Here is an 18,196-nt window from a genome sequence, read left to right as displayed (position 1 = left end):
AAGATCGACGGAACGACGTTCAGGACTGCTCTTTGCGCATTGAGGTGAGACCGATTTCCCAGTGATGTCGCATGGCGTTAAGCAAGCGTTCGTCGACGCAATGCGCGTGAGTCGAGAGCGTGCTCATCATAGCCTCGGCAATGCGGTCAATCACTCGCTCCGGATGTGCTACTCCACATACCGTTCGCCCAAATTTAAGTAAGGATTTCCGAGATGGAAATTCGCGTGAGCCATTTAAGGTCAACGCTAGGGTCTCATCGTTTGACGCATTCGTTCCGGGGGGAGATGCGAGATCGGCGATTGACGTTGTCGTTGCATCGAATAAGGGAGCGAGCGAGATGTCCTCACTTTCCGGCCCGCTGTAGACCAACCCGAAATTCTTAAGATGCGCGTCCCCGTTTCTTGTCAGCGAACAGTAGGTGACATACTCGAAGAGCCGATACAGACTTTCCGCTCGAAATTTTCCACATAAAACACCGATAACGTGGGCGATGCTCTCGTACGAACCAGCATACCGTGACTGTAGCGGCCTTTTCATCAGCGTGGCCATGTCTTCAAACCCCAAGGGCGAACGCGTCTGTTCGTCACGGTCGAAACGCTGGATGACAAGTAGCCCGCCGTCCCTCGCTAACCAAACATTGGGGACTCGAATGCCTGCGGCGCTAGCGGCGGTCATACAGAGATATTCATTCTGGGGAAGTAACGGTTGATCATCATCGGACGATTTCACAATCAGATCGAGCACCTTAGTGACTGAGGGACACGGGGCGGTCTGAAAATGCACTGATGGCGTGCCGACCGACGCCGTGACAAGCGCCTTTGGCTGGAAGCCCGAAATACCCGATGCATAGTTGGATGCTAGAAGCCTGGCAAACAGCTTCCGGCTAGAAGATTCAAGTATCTCGCCGAGTTCCCATATAGGCGCAGCAGAACCGTCTGGCGCACGCGAGTCGCCGAAAGTGACCCGACCAATTTGATTTCGACCTGTGAGCGCGAGGAGCGCCATCTGGTCTATGTGCACATCCCGTTGCAGTCGACTTCGTATGGTCTGAAGTAGTCTGCCCTCTGGGAGGTTCATGGCGAAATAGCTTGGCAACATGTCGGAGGCGTAGCTCTCGTCTCGAATGGGCATCACGAGTGAGATGGCCGCCTTTGCCGCCTTTGAGTAGTTGAAAACGTGGCGCGTCCGTGTACGGTTGCTCAGTAAGCCCGCATGCCCCTCCGGCGTCGATACATCCAGCTCGTCTCGCTGTCGGTTAAGCGTCGTCACCAAATCGGCCGATGTCGTCATAGTTGATCCGAATCGTATCGATGCGCAAACCCATATCAAGAGCACCGATCGCCGCCATGATGGCATGCAGCCCCACGTTCTCTCCCTGCTCCAACTGGATAACGGTCAGCCGAGAGACACCCGCACGCATCGCGACCTCTTTTTGAGTCAACCCCTTGCTCTTACGTTCGCGACGAAATTGAGCCCCAAATTGCGTCGGAAGTACGGCACTCGCAAAGTATTCCATAACATACTTTTAATAAAAAAATATCCATAAAGTATATTTAAGCATACTTTATGGGCGTACAGCTTCCAACCAGTTTTGGGCACAAAGAGCAAAGAACTAACGCGAACCGTGGGACGACTCGGCGTCACCGGACGGTGGGGGAAAGGCGGGCCGTCCATCATCAGGACATTGACCACCAAGGGTTTCATATCCCGCGAACGAGCTACACTGGCACGCGGCAACGTCACTGAGATTCACCTTCCCGGTACCCAGAATCCGGGCGACTGTTCGCTTAATCCGACGTCTCGGAGTCGTGGTCTTTGAGTTCGGCAAATTTGGCCGCCATCGTAGGGTTGCCGCGAGTCAGCCGCTTGATGGTCACATCCTGGGCCTTATCGTTGGCCAGACGTAGATTCCGATCTGTTCCGAGCAGCGCTTCCTTGGTCTTCTGCAAATGATCGATAGACTTGTCGATCTCATCGATCGCCGTCTGAAAGCGCCGAGACGCGAGATCATAGTTCTTTCCGAATGCGGTCTTGAACGACTCAAGCTCCGTTTCGAAGTTCGTGATATCGATGTTCTGTGCCTTCACGAGTGCTAGCTCCGACTTGTACTTGAGCGAGTTCATCGCAGCGTTTCGCAACAAAGTGATGATGGGAATGAAGAACTGTGGCCGAACCACATACATCTTCGGATAGCGGTGAAAAACATCGACGATTCCGGAGTTATAGAGCTCGCTATCAGGTTCAAGAAGAGACACCAAGACTGCATATTCGCAGCCTTTCTCGGCGCGATCCTTGTCCAGCTCTTTCAGGAAATCTTCGTTCCGGCTTTTCGTCGCAGTGCGATCGCTCTCGTTCTTCATTTCGAACATAATCGACACAATCTCCGTGCCTGCCTCGTCCGAGTCACGGAAAATATAATCGCCTTTGCTTCCCGTACGTGCGTCGTTGTCTTTCTCAAAGTACGCTCGCGGAAAGGCGGTCGCACGAATGCGATTGAACTCGGTCTCACAATGTTGCTCGAGAGTCTCGCCCACCATTTTTGTCGATAGGCGAGCCTTCATGTCACGAAGGCGTTCGATCGCGTCGTCGCGGTCCTTGATCTGTGTCTCGTATTTGTCTTTTAGTGACTGCTCAGCAAGCTGCTTCTCCAACGTCGCCCGCACGAGTCCGGTCTTCAGATCGTCACGCTCTCTCTCCACGATAGTGACGGCTTCCGCAATAGCAAGCTTCTGGGCGACCTCGATCGCATCAAGCTTAGCTTTGAGACTCTGAATCTCGGCGTCCTTCGTCGCCCCGGCCTGCTGCAGTTCGCCCAGAAGCCGCGCTTCCGCCAGCTCGGAGGCCGCTTGCTGGGCCTGCTTCGCTCGTTCAAGTTCATTCGCAAGGGCGTCACGATCCTTCTCTATGGAGCTAAGGGCTTCGGCAACAGCTAGTTGTCGCGCAACCTCGCCCGCTTCCAGCCTGAGCCTGAGCACTTGGATCTCGGCGTCTTTTGCCGCCGCAGCCTTCTGCGACTCACCGGCAACCTTGGCCTGCGCCAACTCAACTGCATTCCGCTTGTCCCTCTCAGCTAATTCGAGCCGCTCATGCAGTTGTTTCTCGAAGTCGCTGTCTCGGACCTGCTTCAAGATGTCCGCGTATCCCGCCTCATCAATCTTGAACGCCTTCCCACAGTGCGGGCAGATGATTTCATGCATGCCTTCGATCCCCTTGAGTAATCAGAATAAACTCGTAAATGTTACTAGCCGCACATTCAAAGCAGACATCACAGTGCGGAAGCTTATCAGCGAAAACCAACACATAAAGATTGCGAACAAAAAGTCGCCGAAGTAATGATCTTCCTGGGCTTTTACTGGTCGGCGTGATGTCGTATATTTATAAAATCCGCCAACCAAAGTTCACAAGAGGGAAGAATTGAGGTGGTTTGCCTAAAATTCAACAATTTACAAAATGGAAAAAATTATACTAAATATAATAACTGTATTAATTGGAATTTACTGGATTGGAGAAAAAATAAGGAGAAACCAAAAGATTGATGAATTTCTGTCCGCAATCGAAGGGCACTACTCCACACTCAGCCTCAGACTTGAGGATGCCACCATTCTCAGTGGCTTGCGATTTCTTCGTCGAATATATGGTTGGATAAGCGCTTTTTCTTTAATTTTTGCTTTTATGCTACAGCGATTCCTTCCGCCAGATTCAAGCAGATTTTTGCTCTCCTTCTGGTTATTTATGCTAACTTTCATGGGGTGGTTTTCAATAAAATGGGTTATCGATCACAGGAAAACGGTCGGCGAATTTTTGTCCAAAGGAAATGCGCTGATGATACTTGGCCCTCTCCTCATGGGATTTTGTGACATTGTTCTTCACACGAAATTCACCCCGATATTGTTTTCCCCGTTCCAGCATGCCGCAAAAATCCTTCACATCAGTACGGAGGGAATATCGAATCCCCTTGCGATCGGTGGCGTCATTTCCTTTATGTTCTTGTCATTCTTTTGCATATATTATTCGATTGCATGGATCGCTGCTGCCCCCGTCTTTCTCGTTTCGGTTTTTGTGGTTATGCTCCCCATACGGTTTGCAAGAGCACTAGCAAAAATTGATCCGAGTAACAAATTCCTCTGGTTTACTGTGGTCGTTATGATTGTGGTGAATATATGGTCGCAATTATGAATCTGGTGACGTTTCAGTCGATTCGACTGATCCAAGCCATACCCAGTACGGGTCCTCACTGTGGCTGGGCTGGGGCCCAAGGAACTACGTAATACACAGAAGTGCGCCACTTGATATCACCATAAGCTGCAGATGGGCGAAATTTGCTTATCGCATGCATCCTTGTTATCGCCCTTGTCGTCGGACTGGCGATGTGGCTTCGATAAGGCTGATTGCCCAGACCTCGCTGAAAATGCCCTAAGATGATTTCGAGCGGTGTCTCCCCTAAAATACCAACGCACTTCTGTGCGTCATCATGACAAGCGAAGGTGTATGAAGAGTATCTGTGGAATTATGTGCGATGCTTACGATAGGGTCGCCAGCTCGCTTATCGGCGACGAGAGCCGCTCGGATTTGTGGCTAGATCCGGGGTACCTCCGGAAATCAATGACTCAGCAACACCGTCTCTGATGCCGAACTCGAGGGGCTTCAAAGAGGTCTGGGTACTGAGTCTGGACGATTAAAATATGATAGAGCAAGCCTGGCATAGAATTGCCGCCATATGAACCACCTGCGCCGCCTTCAGGGCGCACAGATGAGTCACCATCGCCCCCCCGATTTTGGGGCACAGTTTTTTGACTTTTAGAGCCGCCGAGCGGCTCGTATTTGGTGCTTCGCAGGGATAGGTCCGGCCATCTCGGCGAGTCCCTTGCATATCCACCAGTTTTGAGATTGCCTCCACTTTCTGGTCGCCCCCTGGGCCCCGTGATCTATAGACCTAGTCCCAATGGCCTATCGTTCACCCGACGTGACCGAGAGTTTCCGGTTTTTGAAAGCATCGAGACGTTTCAGCTAACCAAGAAAAAGATATGACCAACGGGAAATCGAGCAACAGCGAAATGCCGGCAATGCTTGATCGCGAAATCTCAAGGCCCGAGCAAGATGCATTTGGCCACAGGCATTATGCTCGAGCTCTGAGAAGTCTCATCGAATCAAGCAGCAACACCACTCCCTTCAGCATCGGGGTACTCGGAGGGTGGGGCACCGGCAAAAGCAGTATCAAGGAGCTGTACGTAGCGGACCTGCAGGACGACGCTTCGAAGCAAAATGGTCTGACGCGTAATCAACGCATTCGCTGCATCACATTCAATGCTTGGCGCTTTGGCGGCAAGGACCAGGACATCAAGCGTGCTTTGTTGCGTCACGTGTTTCTCGAGTTGGGAGGGACGGAGGAGAGTTTGCAGGACAAGCTCTTCCGCCAAATCAGCGAGACGACGTCGGACGACAAGTCATACTGGGCGCAAACCAAAGAGACGTTGAAGTCTTGGGCGGTTCCGCTACCAGCCGCTGGAATCGCCCTGCTTCTGATTTTTGTCGCCACTTGGTTGGCGATATGGGCGTTTGGGGTTGAAGGCTCCTACGCCCGAAGCGCTATCTTTGCCACGACGACAGCAGCCGTCGGTTACATACTAAAGAACCTGAAGCCCGCGGTGCTCTCAAATGCGCGCTCCATCACAAAGGTCACTCTGCCCACTACCACGGTGGAACAGTACGAGGATATGCTCTTGGGGCAGATCCGGAAATTCAAAAGCGGCGCATCCAAATCTAAGGATGGTCGATCCGGAAAAAGCTGCGATCGCATTGTTGTGTTCGTTGACGATCTCGATCGATTGTCGTCGGAGGAGATGGTTCTCGGCCTCGACGGCGTCCGAACGTTCATGGAAATTCCGAAGTCAAGCCTTCCCGAAGGGATTGGATTGGTGTTCGTTATATCGTGCGATGAAGGGAAGATTGCTGACGCGCTCTCTAAAGGACGTAGAAACGCAGATCTTCCTGCCGCAGTGTTCACCCACTTTGATGCCCGCAGGTATCTTGATCGAATTTTTCAGTTTCGACTCGACATCTCACCGCCACCCCGACACGACATGCGCGCGTTTGCTAAGGCACACCTCCAACGCCTTCCCGACGTCGCCCAAGACCTTGAGTCGCGCGGTGTAGAGATAGATGCCTTGATTGACCGAATGATCCACGTCGGGATTCAGGATCCGAGAAACGCGCTGCAGGTGGTGAACGCGTTTTCGCAGGCGTGGTGGATAGGAAAAGTTCGAGAGCTTGAAGGCGTCGGAACGGATCGCCCCGGAGGATTGCACGAAGGCGCGATTACCAATCATCCCATCTCACTCGGCGCACTATGTGCGCTGAAGGTCAGCTTTCCGGACTTCTACCGCGAAGTTCAGGACGACCCAGGATTGCTCAAGCGACTCACCGATGTCGCAGTGAATGGTCAGCCCTTTGAGGGACTGCCTGAATCAACAATACAGTTGTTCAATGAAAAGTACTTCACGCCCGCAGGCAATAGCGGTAAGCCAGCACTTCGTCCAGAGCATCGCCCGCTTCGACAGTTTCTCGCGAGCCTGATTGGGTTGCGCTGGGCCGAGCCTCTCCAGAGTTTGCTGCTTTTGTCTGAGGATCCAATTACGCGCCGATTGGGTTCGAAGGTGACAGAGGTTTATGACGCGTTCGTCTCTGGTGATACCAAGGGCTTTCTGGAAGCGATGGGAAGGCACATCAATACAGCTCCTTTGAGTCAGGAGCAGGCCCGCAACATATACCAGATGTTTGAGGACCTGCGACATGAGTCTTCGTCGCGAAGAGTAAACGCGGCGAGAGTCATTGCAGATATTATCGATCGCCTCCCTAACCCGACAGCACTTCAACTCCTTAGCGCCCTATGTCGGGAGGTTTCGGAGTCAAGAGACCTCCGCTCGCATCTGGGACCAACGCGTCTGGCGAAGCTCGTTGCCCGATCACCGGATGCTGATCAGACGGCAGTCGCTTCGCGCCTTGTCGACGACGTGCTAGGCGGGGCGTCGGGTGTGAAATTACAGCTCGAATCGTTGCAGACACCGAATCTCGGGGAAGCCGTGGCGATGGTCGAACAGCTGACGCCGGTCATTCTCAACGTTCGAGCCGCGTACGGAATTGAATCAAGAGCCGACGCTTCCCTACTGTCATGGCTTGTCGATCGAACCGTGTCCGTAAATTCCGATGAGACTCAGTTGCCGTTTGGTAACCTTGAGAATTGGATCGAGGGATCCCCTGAACCACTTTTCGCGGATCTCGGAGAGCAGTACCTCGAAGCTCTAGTTGTGGAGCTTGAGAAGGACGCGACCCCAGAGTTCAATCTAAAAAGTGCAATGGCACGAGCGTCGAGCATATTTACGAGCCGAATGTCACTCGGACAAGAGACACGGCATGTTCTTTGGAGCCTCCTGGAAAGATTCATCGCGCTAGACAGCAAACTTTCCATGCCAATGGCGGCGCAGGTATCGCTCGCAAGCATCGACAAGGCAACCGACATGGAAGCGTCCGCATTCATCGAGGCTTTTGCAGTAAGAATGACGCCCGCTAAAAATGAGGGAATCACGGAAAACGACGAGTATAGATCGCTCGTCGAGCAACTACTTGCGATTACCTCAGCATGCCTATATAGGCTATCCGGCGACGCTCCGGTTTCGCTTGCAGATCTGGCAAATGCGCTTAGCAAGGAAGCCAGTACATCACAGTTCAGTTGCGAGCTTGTCCGTAGGCTGCATGCAGCAAACTCGGACGAAGCATGGAAACCTTTGGGAGAATGGGCTGAGCGCCTTCTGTCCGATCTACCACTCGACTGCGTCGCCCTTTTAGGGAATCTGTACCCTGAATTGCCGGATTCGACCAAGAGTGCTGTAGTGAAGACACTAAACATCTTGATTAGCAAGGATCTGCACGAGGAGGGCGTTGCAAAACGTCTCACGGATTTCGTAGACGCCGTTCCCCGAGCGAGTTGGGATAATAATCCGCTCCAGCCGTTCCTGAATCAATTGCTTCCGCAAATTGCGGCGCGGTCGAATAACGCAAACAGGTATTTGATGCGAGTCGTTCCTGCAACATCTAAGATTTTTTCGCACGCTTCACGGAACGTTCTGGGCAACTCGCTGCATCAACTTTTTGAGCAGGCCAAGGCCACACCTGCCAATTACTCCTGGTTACACTCTTGGATGGCAAGGTATTGGCCAGCGCCAAGCAGCGAGTTGACCCCCTACAATCCCGTCGCGATTTTCGACGATGGACACACCTTCGCAAACAATCACCCTGCCGACGCGAAGTCGGGCTTGCTCTTCTCAATGCGCGAAATGATAGCCAAGGGAATTGCGCCTGCGGACCGTAAGTCCAAGCTCGCGCAGGCTGCATGCGTCGTCTGGAAGAATTCGTATAAAGACGCGGTCACAACGTTTCAGTTCAACCCCGATCTTTCCGCTCAGCAAACTGCAGGGCTGGCCGAATCGATCGACTGGGGAGATGCGGAAGCCGTCACCACGATCAGGAGCGTTTGGTCCTCAGTCGCGAAGGCAATGCCGGACGATTCAAGAAGTGAGGTTACGCGACTGCTTCTCGTGAGCGGACCTCGCAACGTCGAGACCGTAGCGGACATCGCTATCGTAGCCTGGTTGGACGTCCAGCCTGACGAAGGCGATTTGACGCTTCGTTCGCTTCTTCCGCGTAACGAAGTGAGTGATGAGCATAAGGCGAGACTGTGGCAACAAGTGATCCGTCGGGCCGATACATTGGCTCCGGCGTTTTTCATGGACATCCTGCCGAGCGTGGTGAGGCAAGCCGATATTCCACGCACGTCGGAACTCGTTTTTGACAACGAGGAAGTCATTACATCCCAGCTCCAAGGAGATGATCAAAGGGCAAAGCTCGCTCGGAATTTGATTGCTGAATGGAGTGAGATAAAAACAAACACAATCAAATCTCGAGTCGCCGCCTACAGTGCAAAGCTTGCGGGCAAGGGAGCACTAAAAGGCGTCGAGCTTGAGCAGTTCTCGGACGACGATCTGACCATCCTTGAGAACCACTTCGGTACATCCAAGGATATCGCTCGAATCCGGCGGACAAGAGCGATTACTCAATCTGAGTAGTCGAACGGACCACGGCTCGTTGATGGGTATTGCGATCAACTTCGAGCGAAAAACATAAGGCCCCACCGAACCGTCCCGCGGACAGCCACTGACTAGCGCGCGGGACAAGCCGAACCGCTCGCTGGTGCAACCGGTCGCTCACCACACTTAGCGAACCCTTGAGCGTGCATTATTTGTATCCACTGATTCTGGCTCCCAGAAGGGCAGCGAAGATATGCCTGCATCGTTCAGAACGATTGCCACGCTCTGCCTCGCCCTCGTAACTGCAACGTAGAAGCTTGAAGCGGAGCCGGGCTCCAAATAGAGGCCTGACTTGATGAATTTCGTGATGGGCGCGGTCGGGACTATCAGAACGCGCTCATATGTCATGCCTTTTGATATCTTAAAATTGACGTAGTCAAGATCGAACGCCTTGCCTGAGCTGACGCTGTGCCGCAGACACTGAGGCCGAAAGCGCCGAACGTACTCGTCGACGTGCTTTGTCGAAACTAGGAACACGCCATCGTGCTCGGTCACTGCCTCGTTCCTGGATTGCGTTTCGGGAAACTTCCAAGATGGATCGAAGATACTGTCGGAGAATTTCGCGACCAAAGGATGACACCGCCAGGTTGTCACGCTCTCCAAGATCTCAAGCAGGCCCATAGATTGGCGAGCTCTGGCCCATTTGATAGCGCCGGTATACGAGTACTTTGCATTCTTGGAACTGCGCGGATTTGTCGCCAGCACCGACTGCCGGATATCACCTACCATGCGGATATCAATCGATGAATGCAGCAGTACATCGATAATCTCCCAGTCGTGCGCGCTGAGATCCTGAATCTCGTCGATCAGAATCTCATCGCAAATACACTCCAGCCTCCTCAGGAGTGCCCCCTTGCTTTCCGCAACCAGTTCATGAGCTAGGCGCCCCAGTTCGCATCCGTATGCGGCTCCATTGGCATCGAGAAACCGGTGGATGCCTTTCGCGAAGCGGGAGGGGCGCCCATCGAAGTTAAACCCAAGAACTCTCTGCCCAGCAAACTTGAACGGCAAAAAAGGCTTTGCGAAATGCCGAAGTAAGAAAGTGAACCAGCCCATCACCTCGATATGGTGATGTTGCCCTGCGTAATGGTTCAAGCGATTGATTAACTCTTGCTGGTTGGCCTGTGTGTACGTGAGTACCAGCACGCGACGCTCGCGCGATAGTGACGCGCAGTGCTCGACGAGGCCTTGCGTCTTCCGCGAACCTGCGACAGCGAGTGTCAGACGGTTAGCCATGGGCGAACCTGACCGCTTCGAGCATGTAGGTTGGCGGAACGATTCTCGTGCTTGCAGTGCCGATCCGAAGGGCTGCCTCGGTTTTCTCCCTGCTCATCCATTTCAGCAAATCTGCGTGCGGAGCAATGCCAAGAATGTCACGCAGCAACGCCTCACCACTGTGATGTATTAGCTGAGGCTCTAGGGTTGCGCCATGCGCGGTGTCGCCAATGAAGAGTTCGCGTTCTCCCGTCTTTAGCCATCCCTCTACGGGGGCTCGATGTTCGCTCGGATCGACTCCGTCGTTATCTCGGAGGGCAGTTACCGGTTTGTTAAGTACGGCGCATAGTTCTAGGCCACGTGCGAGTGATAGTCCCCGCATACTCAGGACGTCGATCCCACATTGCATGGGCCGCTTCCCGTGAATATCTTGGAAAATTCTCTCGAATACGATCTCGTCAGATGGGCCTTCGACCAGCACGATTTTGTTCGCGAGAACAATTCGGAGGGTGTCGTACCCGGGAAGCTTTTTGAAGTAGCTAACAGTCTCGGGATCTAGTGTCGATAGCTTGGCCGCAACATTATTTCCCATCAGCACGAGAGCATCCAGCCCCAATCGATTGAGGACAAACGAGCTGTGTGTTGTGACGAAGAGTTGTTGCTGTTCCCCGGCAAGAGACTCGATTCTTGACAGTAGCGTAGCGAGGCTTGTGTGAGTCAAGTGATTCTCTGGCTCTTCAATCATGACGAACTTAGCACGCCCGGCATGACGGTTCATCGCGAGTGAGATCTTGATCGCCGACTGCTGCCCTTGGCCGGACATGCTGAACGGTACATCGTCGACCAGTGGAGTGACGACACCTTCCCAAGACGCTCTCGCACTTTGGTCCATTGCGAGTGCTATTGGCCGACTGTGCAAGGTCGCGTGCACTGAGCTCATTCTGGTGTTGACGGCATTCAGCGCGGTCTGGGACATCGAGGCCTTTACGCGGCGATATTCGAGCGATATCTGTGCCCGCTCATCGGGCTCAAGTTGGTCACCAAGGATTTGGCGCAGGTGATAGTCGATCCCTGAGGACGTTCGTACAGTCTGCGAATTGATAACAGCGGCGGCCAATACCTTGGGCCGCGACGTCAATTCTCTGTCCGCAAAAGATCGCCATTCACAACGGTAGTACTCGACCGGCAGAAGCGAGGTCGGGGACTTTGCCCACTCCTCCAGCTCCACGGAGTACTCCGGATTTGCGGAAATCTTCAAGATCACACCTGGGCACGCGAAGGTCGGCACGTGGGAGTTAACCGCACCGCAGAGGCTTTGCAGTTCTGGAAGATCCTCGAACGACAGTTCAATAAGGATCTCAGGGAATCCGACCGAGACTCCGCTGGCTCTTTTGCTGATGAATTCGTTGACGACCGACGTATTGAACCAATGCGGATTAAGCTCCTCGGACACACTGCGGCCGTTTATTCGGCCGGTTAGCGCGAGGGTGATCGCCTCCATGAGCGTTGACTTGCCAGATTCGTTAGGGCCAACGATAAGATTGAATTTTGGATTCGGCTCAACGGTCAAATCCTTATGAATACGGTAACCTCGAATCTTGATCTTGCGAATCACCCCGCCCTCCTCCGTCGCACCGCTTCGCAGGGCGCTGTGTCGTTTCGTACGCGACAAACCAATTTAATGGCCCAGTCGCACAATTCGAGTTGTCGATGATCTGTAGGCGGCCATCGATCGTATATTTCCGCTTCAAAAATACGTTCGTCCGTTCACGCTCGTGCGCTACAACATGCTCCGCCCAAGACGATCTCCACCAAGAAAAACACGCGGACGATCGAAGCCCCCTCATTGGAACGAATTACTATTTAGAATTTTCGATCAATCGACGACTATCTCGCAATGCCCAACAAGAATCAATATCAAGCATTCCTACGCGCAAAAATCAGCGGCGCAATTGCAGAAGCCCGGGCGGCAAGCTCCATCAAACACCAAGGTGTTAAAGGAACGGTCCTCGAGATCTTGGTCGCGAGACTATTTCGCCCTCTGTTACCGAGCGATATTGGAATAGGCAGCGGTCAGATAATCGATAAAATACATGGAAGTATGTCAACTCAGATCGATATTATTCTGTACGACAAATCTATCTACGACGATAGTACCGGAATCTTTCCGATCGAGGCTGTCTTATATGCGATCGAGGTCAAAGCCACTTTAACGGCAAAGGAGCTCTCAATAGCTCATGATAGTGCCAATGCTCTCCGAGCATTCGGGTACCTGCCTGGCTTGGAAAATTACGATGGCACCGTTCAGCATCACAACATTGAGCGGGTACGCAGTGTCGTATTTGCCCTGGGGGCAGATCTGTCCGGCGAGGCTCTACGAGAATGCTACCGCTACGAAAAAATCTATAGTCGCAAACATGAATCACCCGCATTGGCGGCACTTTGCGTTGTTGGGCGAGAGTACTGCTGGGATCAGGGAGAACACTGGATATTCTCTCCTGGCACCGACGACCATGACGAAGTCCTGTCATTCATCGCTGGTGTGACAAATAGCTACAAAGATTTAGCACGGAGTCGACTTTTTCCAAAGCTTGGAAATTACCTTGCTCCCTCCGCATCGTCATCCCCACTCAACTTGGGTCCAAGAACATCGCCGCTCATATGCGCGTCACGTTCGGTCGGGATAAGATTGCCCTCGATGACGTCTCTATATGGGGTGCGGCCGACGGCAACGAAATGAAAGAACTCCACCTCGCGCGCCTCGACCGAATCGGCAACGATTATGAACTCGCCATGGAGATTCTGGCAGCCATCAGGGCAGAGCGCCTCAATGTCTTGCGCGACTATGTCGTCGATCGTCGACGCCGGACCGATCCCGTGCATCGCGCCCGCGCCGCCATGGTGGCCGGTCTGTCACCCGATGAGACCTGTGCGATCGAGACTGCCGAAATGCTGAAGGATGAGCATGGGTTTCTGCTGCGGGCGTATGGGGGTGCCAAATATGCAATGGAACGGCATCAGTGGTCTCGCCACTGGGCTGCCCAGGTGTGCACGGCGACCAATCCCGTGGACTTGTGGCGCTACGCAGTTCTCCTTTCGAAAATCGTCGATGGTCGCTTTAAGTGGTCCGCAGTGGAAGGCGACACGCCCAGTCCACTCATTAAGCGCTTCGGTACTACGCTTAACGATCCGATCCGCAATCGGATTCGCAAATGGAAGAACAAGCGCGATTCGAAACTGTTTGGGATGAAATGTCCAAACAAGATCTTTCTACCGGGCGATTGAGGTGCGCATGAGGGCGTGCGTCCCTAGCCGCAGATCCTGACGGTCAGCTGGACTAGAAACGAGCGGTCCGTTGCCACTGTGTACGGCTACCATTAGCGTCCGAAATATGCACCGTAGAATCTCGCTCACGTAGGTGCGACGCCGATTGCTGCAAAGGCTCGTCTGCTAGGTCCGGAGCGAAATCAGCTCCTCCCAATGCCAAGGGCGCGCAGCGGTCCCGGTCGGCCGGTGCGGACCCGGTGGGGCGCGGGGCGATGCTCTGCTGGGCGAGGGTGTGCTTTCGCGGACGCGAAAATACGGACGGTATGACGCTACACGAAGCGGTCGTGCCAATGCGGAAATCCGCCCTGCCACCGAACCCCAATATCCAGTAATGGGATTGCTGCGTCTTGACATGCTCGGGCGCGCCACCTGACTTCGATGAAGCGCTAAATGGGATCGACTGGTTAAACAGGCATGGCGGCCGATCCCTAATCGAAGGTGCTGTTGCGAGTTGCCAGTGCCCAAGCGGTGCGAGCCAACTTGTTCGCGAGAAAACAGACCACGACGTTGGAGTGCCGTCGCGCCAAAATGACCTCAACCCGGTCGGCGAGCGGGCCGCTCTGTCGCTCGACCCACTCCATGCTAGTCCGAGTGCATTGACCAGCAGGCATTGAAAAACCCATTGGAACCAATGGCTTAGGGCAAACCCTAGAAAGCAAAAAATTTTTGTGCAAGTACATAAACATTGTTGTGCAACTTTTTGTTCTTCATTATTCTCCGTTTCATTGGATTGAAGGCGGTCGGCAAACCCCGCTGCAAACCTTCAACCGATGCACCACGGCCATCAAGGACCACGTGTGCGCTATTGCCCATTTCAAACTAGATAAAGGCGTAAACGATGAATTCGAGAACTCGTGCGGACAAAGGCCGGGGCCTTTCTCTCACCTTGACGGTCACTACCGCCGCAGCGCTTATGGTCTTCTCCAGCGCGGCAAGTGCTCAAAGCAGCGTGACGCTCTACGGCCTCGTGGATGCAGGCATGAGCTTCAACTCGAATGCGGGCGGCAAACATCAGACTGCGATGACTTCGGGCAACATGAATGGCGCTCGTTGGGGCCTGACAGGTGCTGAGGATCTTGGCGGAGGATTGAAGGCGATCTTCCAGTTGGAGGCCGGATACAGCGTGACAAACGGCACGATAGGCCAGAACGGCACTGAGTTTGGCCGTCAAGCCTACGTCGGTCTAGCAAATCAATATGGCACTTTTACGCTGGGCCGCCAGTATTCGGATGTGTCGGTGAAAGTTGGACCGTTCCAGGCAGCGAGCTGGGCAGCTGGCGGTGCGGCATACGGCGCTCACGTTGGTGACGTTGATAACCTCGATAGTTCTTGGCGCATCAACAACGCTGTGAAGTTCCAGAGCGTCGACTATCACGGCGTGACCTTCGGCGGCCTTTATAGCTTCGGCGGCCGGGCCGGCAATTTTGCGCAGAACAACATCTACGATCTCGATGTCGCATACGCGAACGGCCCGTTCTCGGCAGCGGTCGCCTACCTGTATGCGAAGAATCCGAACTTCTCGTTCTACGGCAACCGAGCCGACGACAGCACGACCGGCGTTAACATCACCAGCCCGGCTGTTGCTGGATACGCCTCGGCGGGCTCGCAACAGATCGTGACTGCAGGCGCTGCATACAAACTTGGCGCGGCAACGCTGGGCGTGGTTTACAGCAACGTGAAGTTTTTCGGCCTTGGTGCGACGCCGGTTGCCGGGCTGAGCCCAGTAACGAGTGCATATCGTGGCTCCGCGACTTTCAACATTGGTGAAGTGAGCGTTAAGTACAACGTAACACCTTCTCTATTGCTGGGCCTCGCCTACAGCTACACGCGCGATAGCGGTGCAACAAGCGACTCCGGCGCGCACTACAACCAATACGACTTAGGTGCGCTTTACTCGCTCTCCAAACGCACGACTCTCTACTTGGTTGGCCTGTATCAAACAGCCAGCGGTACCAACTCGCTCGGCAACAAAGCGGTCGCGGCCATCAATCTAGCAACGCCGTCTTCGACGAATCATCAGCTCGTGGCGACGTTGGGTATCAACCACAAATTCTGATGCAAGCGGTGCCGCGAGCACCGCCGCTTTCAGTAGTAGGCTTCAGCGGGTCCTTGGAGGCCGGGGTCGTGAAGGCCGGCAAGAACCGCGTCGGCGACTCGTTCATAGTCGTCGGCCAGTTGACCAGTCGCGATGCGCAAGTGTGACGTTTTGGTCAGTCCAGACGAGCTACCAGGATTCACCGCGATGCCACGAGAGGCTAGCGTGACCAAGGCATGTTGCTCCGATGGAACGGCAACCCAGGCCACGAGTCCGCCGGCGCTGTGGGGAATGTTGCGCTCAGTGAGGGCACGGGAGAAGGCGGCGTTTCTCTCCGCATATATCGCTCGCGCACGCTCGACGCAAGCGATGGACTCTTTGTCTTTCAGGAGCCATGCGACGGCCTCTTGAAGGATTCGCGTGGTCCAGCCTTCGCGGAAGTTTCGATACCCACGAACCTGGTCAATGAAATTTGCAGAGCCAGACATAACGGCAAGGCGTAAGTCCGGACCATGTGATTTGGAGAAGGATTTGATGTGGACAGTGCGCTCCGGGAACGACTTGCCAAAGCTTGCCGCTGGCTCCGGAGAGATAAAGCCAAGTCCGTCGTCTTCAATGATGAGCGTGTCGCTCTTCTTGAGCAGGCTGGTGAGCGCGGCAATGCGCTTTTTACTCAGTACACGCCCCGTAGCTGCGTGCGAGCCGGGCTGGAAGAGAAACGCGGAGGGCTTCCGTTTCAAAGCAGTGGCAAGCGATTCAGGTAGTGGGCCTTCGTCGTCGCATTCGATGGGGAGTGAGCAAGCCCCAACCTTGTCGACGATGTCGAGAATCCGAATCGTTGCGGGAGTCTCGACGGCGACATACGCACCCGGAAGGACGGACGAGACCAAGGCTAAGTAAAGAGCATCGTATCCGCCATTTGTCGCGATGAAGGCTGGCGCTTCGTAGGGCCATGCAGGCATAACGGCCTCGCGCAATGAGAGGGTGATGACCTCTCTCATGTAGCTGTTTAGGTTTTTTGCGTTGGTCGCGTGCGCCAGAGCCTGTGACAAGTCGGGAAGCAGTGCGGCGTCGGGGGTCGCGAGGCGCAAGTCGGTGACAGCGAAGGGACCAAAGTTACCTCGTCCCTCATAACGAACAGGGCGAAGCGATGTTTGGTCTCCTTGAACCCAGACGCCATTGCGACGTGAGCCGGAAACCATTCGGTGCAAACGCAACTGTCGCCATGCGCTTGAGACCGTCGAAGGACTAACACCAAGTGCGGCGGCGAGGTCGCGGACGGGGGGCAGTTGCGTGCCAATGGGCAACTTGCCGCTGCGGATGAGGTTGGCGATTTCGACCGCAATACCGGCCGGACTGCGGTTCTGGATAAGACAGACAAGCTCAGCGATGCGGTCGTCGTCATGCATATAAGTAATTTTTGTGCAAGTACAAAAAACACATTGTACATTTTTTGACGTATTCATACACTGAATTTGTCGCTGAGCCGACGCGCTCACGACAGCGCTACAAAGTGAGGAACGACATGAAGTTGAAGGTGAAGTTGGCAGTGCGGGACTGGGACTATCTGACCCCGCTGGCATTGGGCGACGTCAAGTCGAGTAAGTTGGACATTGACGTGCATCGCGTCCAAGCCGTCCAGGACTGGACTCAGGAAAACGACTACGACGCGGGAGAAGTGTCCTTCAGTAAGTACGTGCAGGGTATGGCGACTGGTGGAGACTATCCGCTTTGGTGCCTGCCCCATTTCCTGATGAGAGGCTTTCGCCAGCGGTGCATCCTCACGAGCACCGGCAGCGACATTACCCGAGTCGAAGACCTTGCCGGAAAGCGTATCGGCGTAACCGGCTGGTCCGACTCAGGCAACACGTGGACTCGGACTCTGCTGCGCCGAGCGGGAATCGGAATTGAGGACGTGCGGTGGTACGCCGGGCGTTTAACGGAATCTGATCCAATCATTGACCGCCTAGGCCGATTTGCACGACCCGGTCGCATTGACGCGACGCCGAACGAGAAGCCGCTTGTCGATATGGTCAAAGGCGGCGAGCTCGATGCGTTGTTCTCGCCGTTTCTTCCGCCTGCGTTCTTTAGCGACCACTCCGGACTTCGGTTCTTACTTTCGGATTTTCGAGCCGAAGAGGTGCGGTATTTCAGGGAGGTTGGATACGTCCCCGGAATTCACATCCTCGGTGTCAAGCCTGACCTCTGCAAACAATATCCCTGGCTAGCGGGCGAAATTGGCGGAATTATCGACGAATCGTCGCGTGTCTGGTCGGAAAAGCGAGCCAAGTATCAAGACACAACCCCCTGGTTGCTCGACGACATTGCGCGAGCCACCCGCGACCTGCCGGCGACTTGGAACTCCAACGGCTTCGCAAGCAATGAAAAGATGATTGACGACTTCGCAGTCGAGCTTTACGAGCAGCGCATTATTGAGACGCGCCTCGACGCGAAGACGCTCTTTCGGATCTGAATCAT

At 54.2% G+C, this 18,196-nt stretch carries 12 protein-coding genes and 1 pseudogene; 6 read left to right on the top strand and 7 right to left on the bottom strand.

Features of this window, described 5'->3' with window-relative positions:
• Positions 1 to 19: 19 nt before the first annotated feature.
• The 3 genes from PSO31014_RS06650 to PSO31014_RS06640 form a co-directional block, all read right to left on the bottom strand.
• The gene (locus PSO31014_RS06650) at positions 20 to 1,291 is read right to left on the bottom strand and encodes a type II toxin-antitoxin system HipA family toxin (RefSeq protein ID WP_174976426.1); all 1,272 of its coding nucleotides are present in this window, start codon (positions 1,289 to 1,291) and stop codon (positions 20 to 22) included.
• A complete protein-coding gene (locus tag PSO31014_RS06645) occupies positions 1,257 to 1,517 on the bottom strand; it encodes a helix-turn-helix domain-containing protein (protein WP_063598838.1) in 261 nt (86 codons plus the stop codon). The genes PSO31014_RS06650 and PSO31014_RS06645 overlap by 35 nt, the downstream gene beginning before the upstream one ends.
• Positions 1,518 to 1,788: 271 nt before the next feature.
• Positions 1,789 to 3,198, bottom strand: a complete 1,410-nt coding sequence (locus PSO31014_RS06640) for a DUF2130 domain-containing protein (RefSeq protein WP_150550890.1) — start codon at positions 3,196 to 3,198, stop codon at positions 1,789 to 1,791.
• 253 nt (positions 3,199 to 3,451) lie between these two features.
• Between PSO31014_RS06640 and PSO31014_RS06635 the strand changes: the two genes are divergently transcribed.
• Positions 3,452 to 4,177, top strand: a complete 726-nt coding sequence (locus PSO31014_RS06635; protein ID WP_150550889.1) for a hypothetical protein — start codon at positions 3,452 to 3,454, stop codon at positions 4,175 to 4,177.
• Positions 4,178 to 5,025: 848 nt separating this feature from the next.
• Complete coding sequence (locus PSO31014_RS06630) at positions 5,026 to 9,120, top strand: KAP family P-loop NTPase fold protein (RefSeq protein ID WP_150550888.1); 4,095 nt, start codon at positions 5,026 to 5,028, stop codon at positions 9,118 to 9,120.
• A 147-nt stretch (positions 9,121 to 9,267) separates the two neighbouring features.
• On the opposite strand, the gene PSO31014_RS06625 is transcribed toward PSO31014_RS06630, so the two are convergent.
• Both PSO31014_RS06625 and PSO31014_RS06620 read right to left on the bottom strand, forming a co-directional pair.
• Positions 9,268 to 10,377, bottom strand: a complete 1,110-nt coding sequence (locus PSO31014_RS06625) for a UvrD-helicase domain-containing protein (protein ID WP_150550887.1) — start codon at positions 10,375 to 10,377, stop codon at positions 9,268 to 9,270.
• A complete protein-coding gene (locus PSO31014_RS06620) occupies positions 10,370 to 11,971 on the bottom strand; it encodes an ATP-dependent nuclease (protein ID WP_063599563.1) in 1,602 nt (533 codons plus the stop codon). Before PSO31014_RS06620 ends, PSO31014_RS06625 begins: the two co-directional genes overlap by 8 nt.
• Positions 11,972 to 12,253: 282 nt before the next feature.
• On the opposite strand from PSO31014_RS06620, the gene PSO31014_RS06615 reads away from it, so the two are divergent.
• Both PSO31014_RS06615 and PSO31014_RS06610 read left to right on the top strand, forming a co-directional pair.
• The gene (locus PSO31014_RS06615) at positions 12,254 to 13,096 is read left to right on the top strand and encodes a DUF6602 domain-containing protein (RefSeq protein WP_150550886.1); all 843 of its coding nucleotides are present in this window, start codon (positions 12,254 to 12,256) and stop codon (positions 13,094 to 13,096) included.
• Entirely contained in the window at positions 13,093 to 13,641 is a 549-nt protein-coding gene (locus PSO31014_RS06610) for a hypothetical protein (RefSeq protein WP_150550885.1), read from the top strand. Before PSO31014_RS06615 ends, PSO31014_RS06610 begins: the two co-directional genes overlap by 4 nt.
• 470 nt (positions 13,642 to 14,111) lie before the next feature.
• On the opposite strand, the pseudogene PSO31014_RS22615 reads toward PSO31014_RS06610, so the two are convergent.
• Positions 14,112 to 14,282: pseudogene (locus PSO31014_RS22615) on the bottom strand (IS110 family transposase); the annotation flags it as partial.
• Positions 14,283 to 14,596: 314 nt separating this feature from the next.
• Between PSO31014_RS22615 and PSO31014_RS06600 the strand changes: the two are divergent.
• A complete protein-coding gene (locus tag PSO31014_RS06600) occupies positions 14,597 to 15,739 on the top strand; it encodes a porin (protein ID WP_484555844.1) in 1,143 nt (380 codons plus the stop codon).
• Positions 15,740 to 15,768: 29 nt separating this feature from the next.
• Here PSO31014_RS06600 and PSO31014_RS06595 read toward each other — a convergent pair whose 3' ends face one another.
• Positions 15,769 to 17,184, bottom strand: a complete 1,416-nt coding sequence (locus PSO31014_RS06595) for an aminotransferase class I/II-fold pyridoxal phosphate-dependent enzyme (protein ID WP_231113159.1) — start codon at positions 17,182 to 17,184, stop codon at positions 15,769 to 15,771.
• A gap of 59 nt (positions 17,185 to 17,243) precedes the next feature.
• Between PSO31014_RS06595 and PSO31014_RS06590 the strand changes: the two genes are divergently transcribed.
• Positions 17,244 to 18,191, top strand: coding sequence for an ABC transporter substrate-binding protein (locus PSO31014_RS06590; RefSeq protein WP_150550883.1), 948 nt, complete (start codon positions 17,244 to 17,246; stop codon positions 18,189 to 18,191).
• The last annotated feature ends 5 nt before the right edge of the window (positions 18,192 to 18,196 follow it).

Source organism: Pandoraea soli (genome assembly GCF_902459595.1).
Lineage (GTDB): Bacteria > Pseudomonadota > Gammaproteobacteria > Burkholderiales > Burkholderiaceae > Pandoraea > Pandoraea cepalis.
Note: the sequence above shows the minus strand (reverse complement) of the source record. Positions and strands in the feature narration are given on the sequence as shown.

Bases quoted from the DNA above. Each gene is read 5' to 3' on its own strand.
- PSO31014_RS06650 (WP_174976426.1), bottom strand. From the start codon at position 1,291: ATGACGACATCGGCCGATTTGGTGACGACGCTTAACCGACAGCGAGAC.
- PSO31014_RS06645 (WP_063598838.1), bottom strand. From the start codon at position 1,517: ATGGAATACTTTGCGAGTGCCGTACTTCCGACGCAATTTGGGGCTCAA.
- PSO31014_RS06640 (WP_150550890.1), bottom strand. From the start codon at position 3,198: ATGCATGAAATCATCTGCCCGCACTGTGGGAAGGCGTTCAAGATTGAT.
- PSO31014_RS06635 (WP_150550889.1), top strand. From the start codon at position 3,452: ATGGAAAAAATTATACTAAATATAATAACTGTATTAATTGGAATTTAC.
- PSO31014_RS06630 (WP_150550888.1), top strand. From the start codon at position 5,026: ATGACCAACGGGAAATCGAGCAACAGCGAAATGCCGGCAATGCTTGAT.
- PSO31014_RS06625 (WP_150550887.1), bottom strand. From the start codon at position 10,377: ATGGCTAACCGTCTGACACTCGCTGTCGCAGGTTCGCGGAAGACGCAA.
- PSO31014_RS06615 (WP_150550886.1), top strand. From the start codon at position 12,254: ATGCCCAACAAGAATCAATATCAAGCATTCCTACGCGCAAAAATCAGC.
- PSO31014_RS06610 (WP_150550885.1), top strand. From the start codon at position 13,093: ATGAAAGAACTCCACCTCGCGCGCCTCGACCGAATCGGCAACGATTAT.
- PSO31014_RS06600 (WP_484555844.1), top strand. From the start codon at position 14,597: ATGGTCTTCTCCAGCGCGGCAAGTGCTCAAAGCAGCGTGACGCTCTAC.
- PSO31014_RS06595 (WP_231113159.1), bottom strand. From the start codon at position 17,184: ATGAATACGTCAAAAAATGTACAATGTGTTTTTTGTACTTGCACAAAA.
- PSO31014_RS06590 (WP_150550883.1), top strand. From the start codon at position 17,244: ATGAAGTTGAAGGTGAAGTTGGCAGTGCGGGACTGGGACTATCTGACC.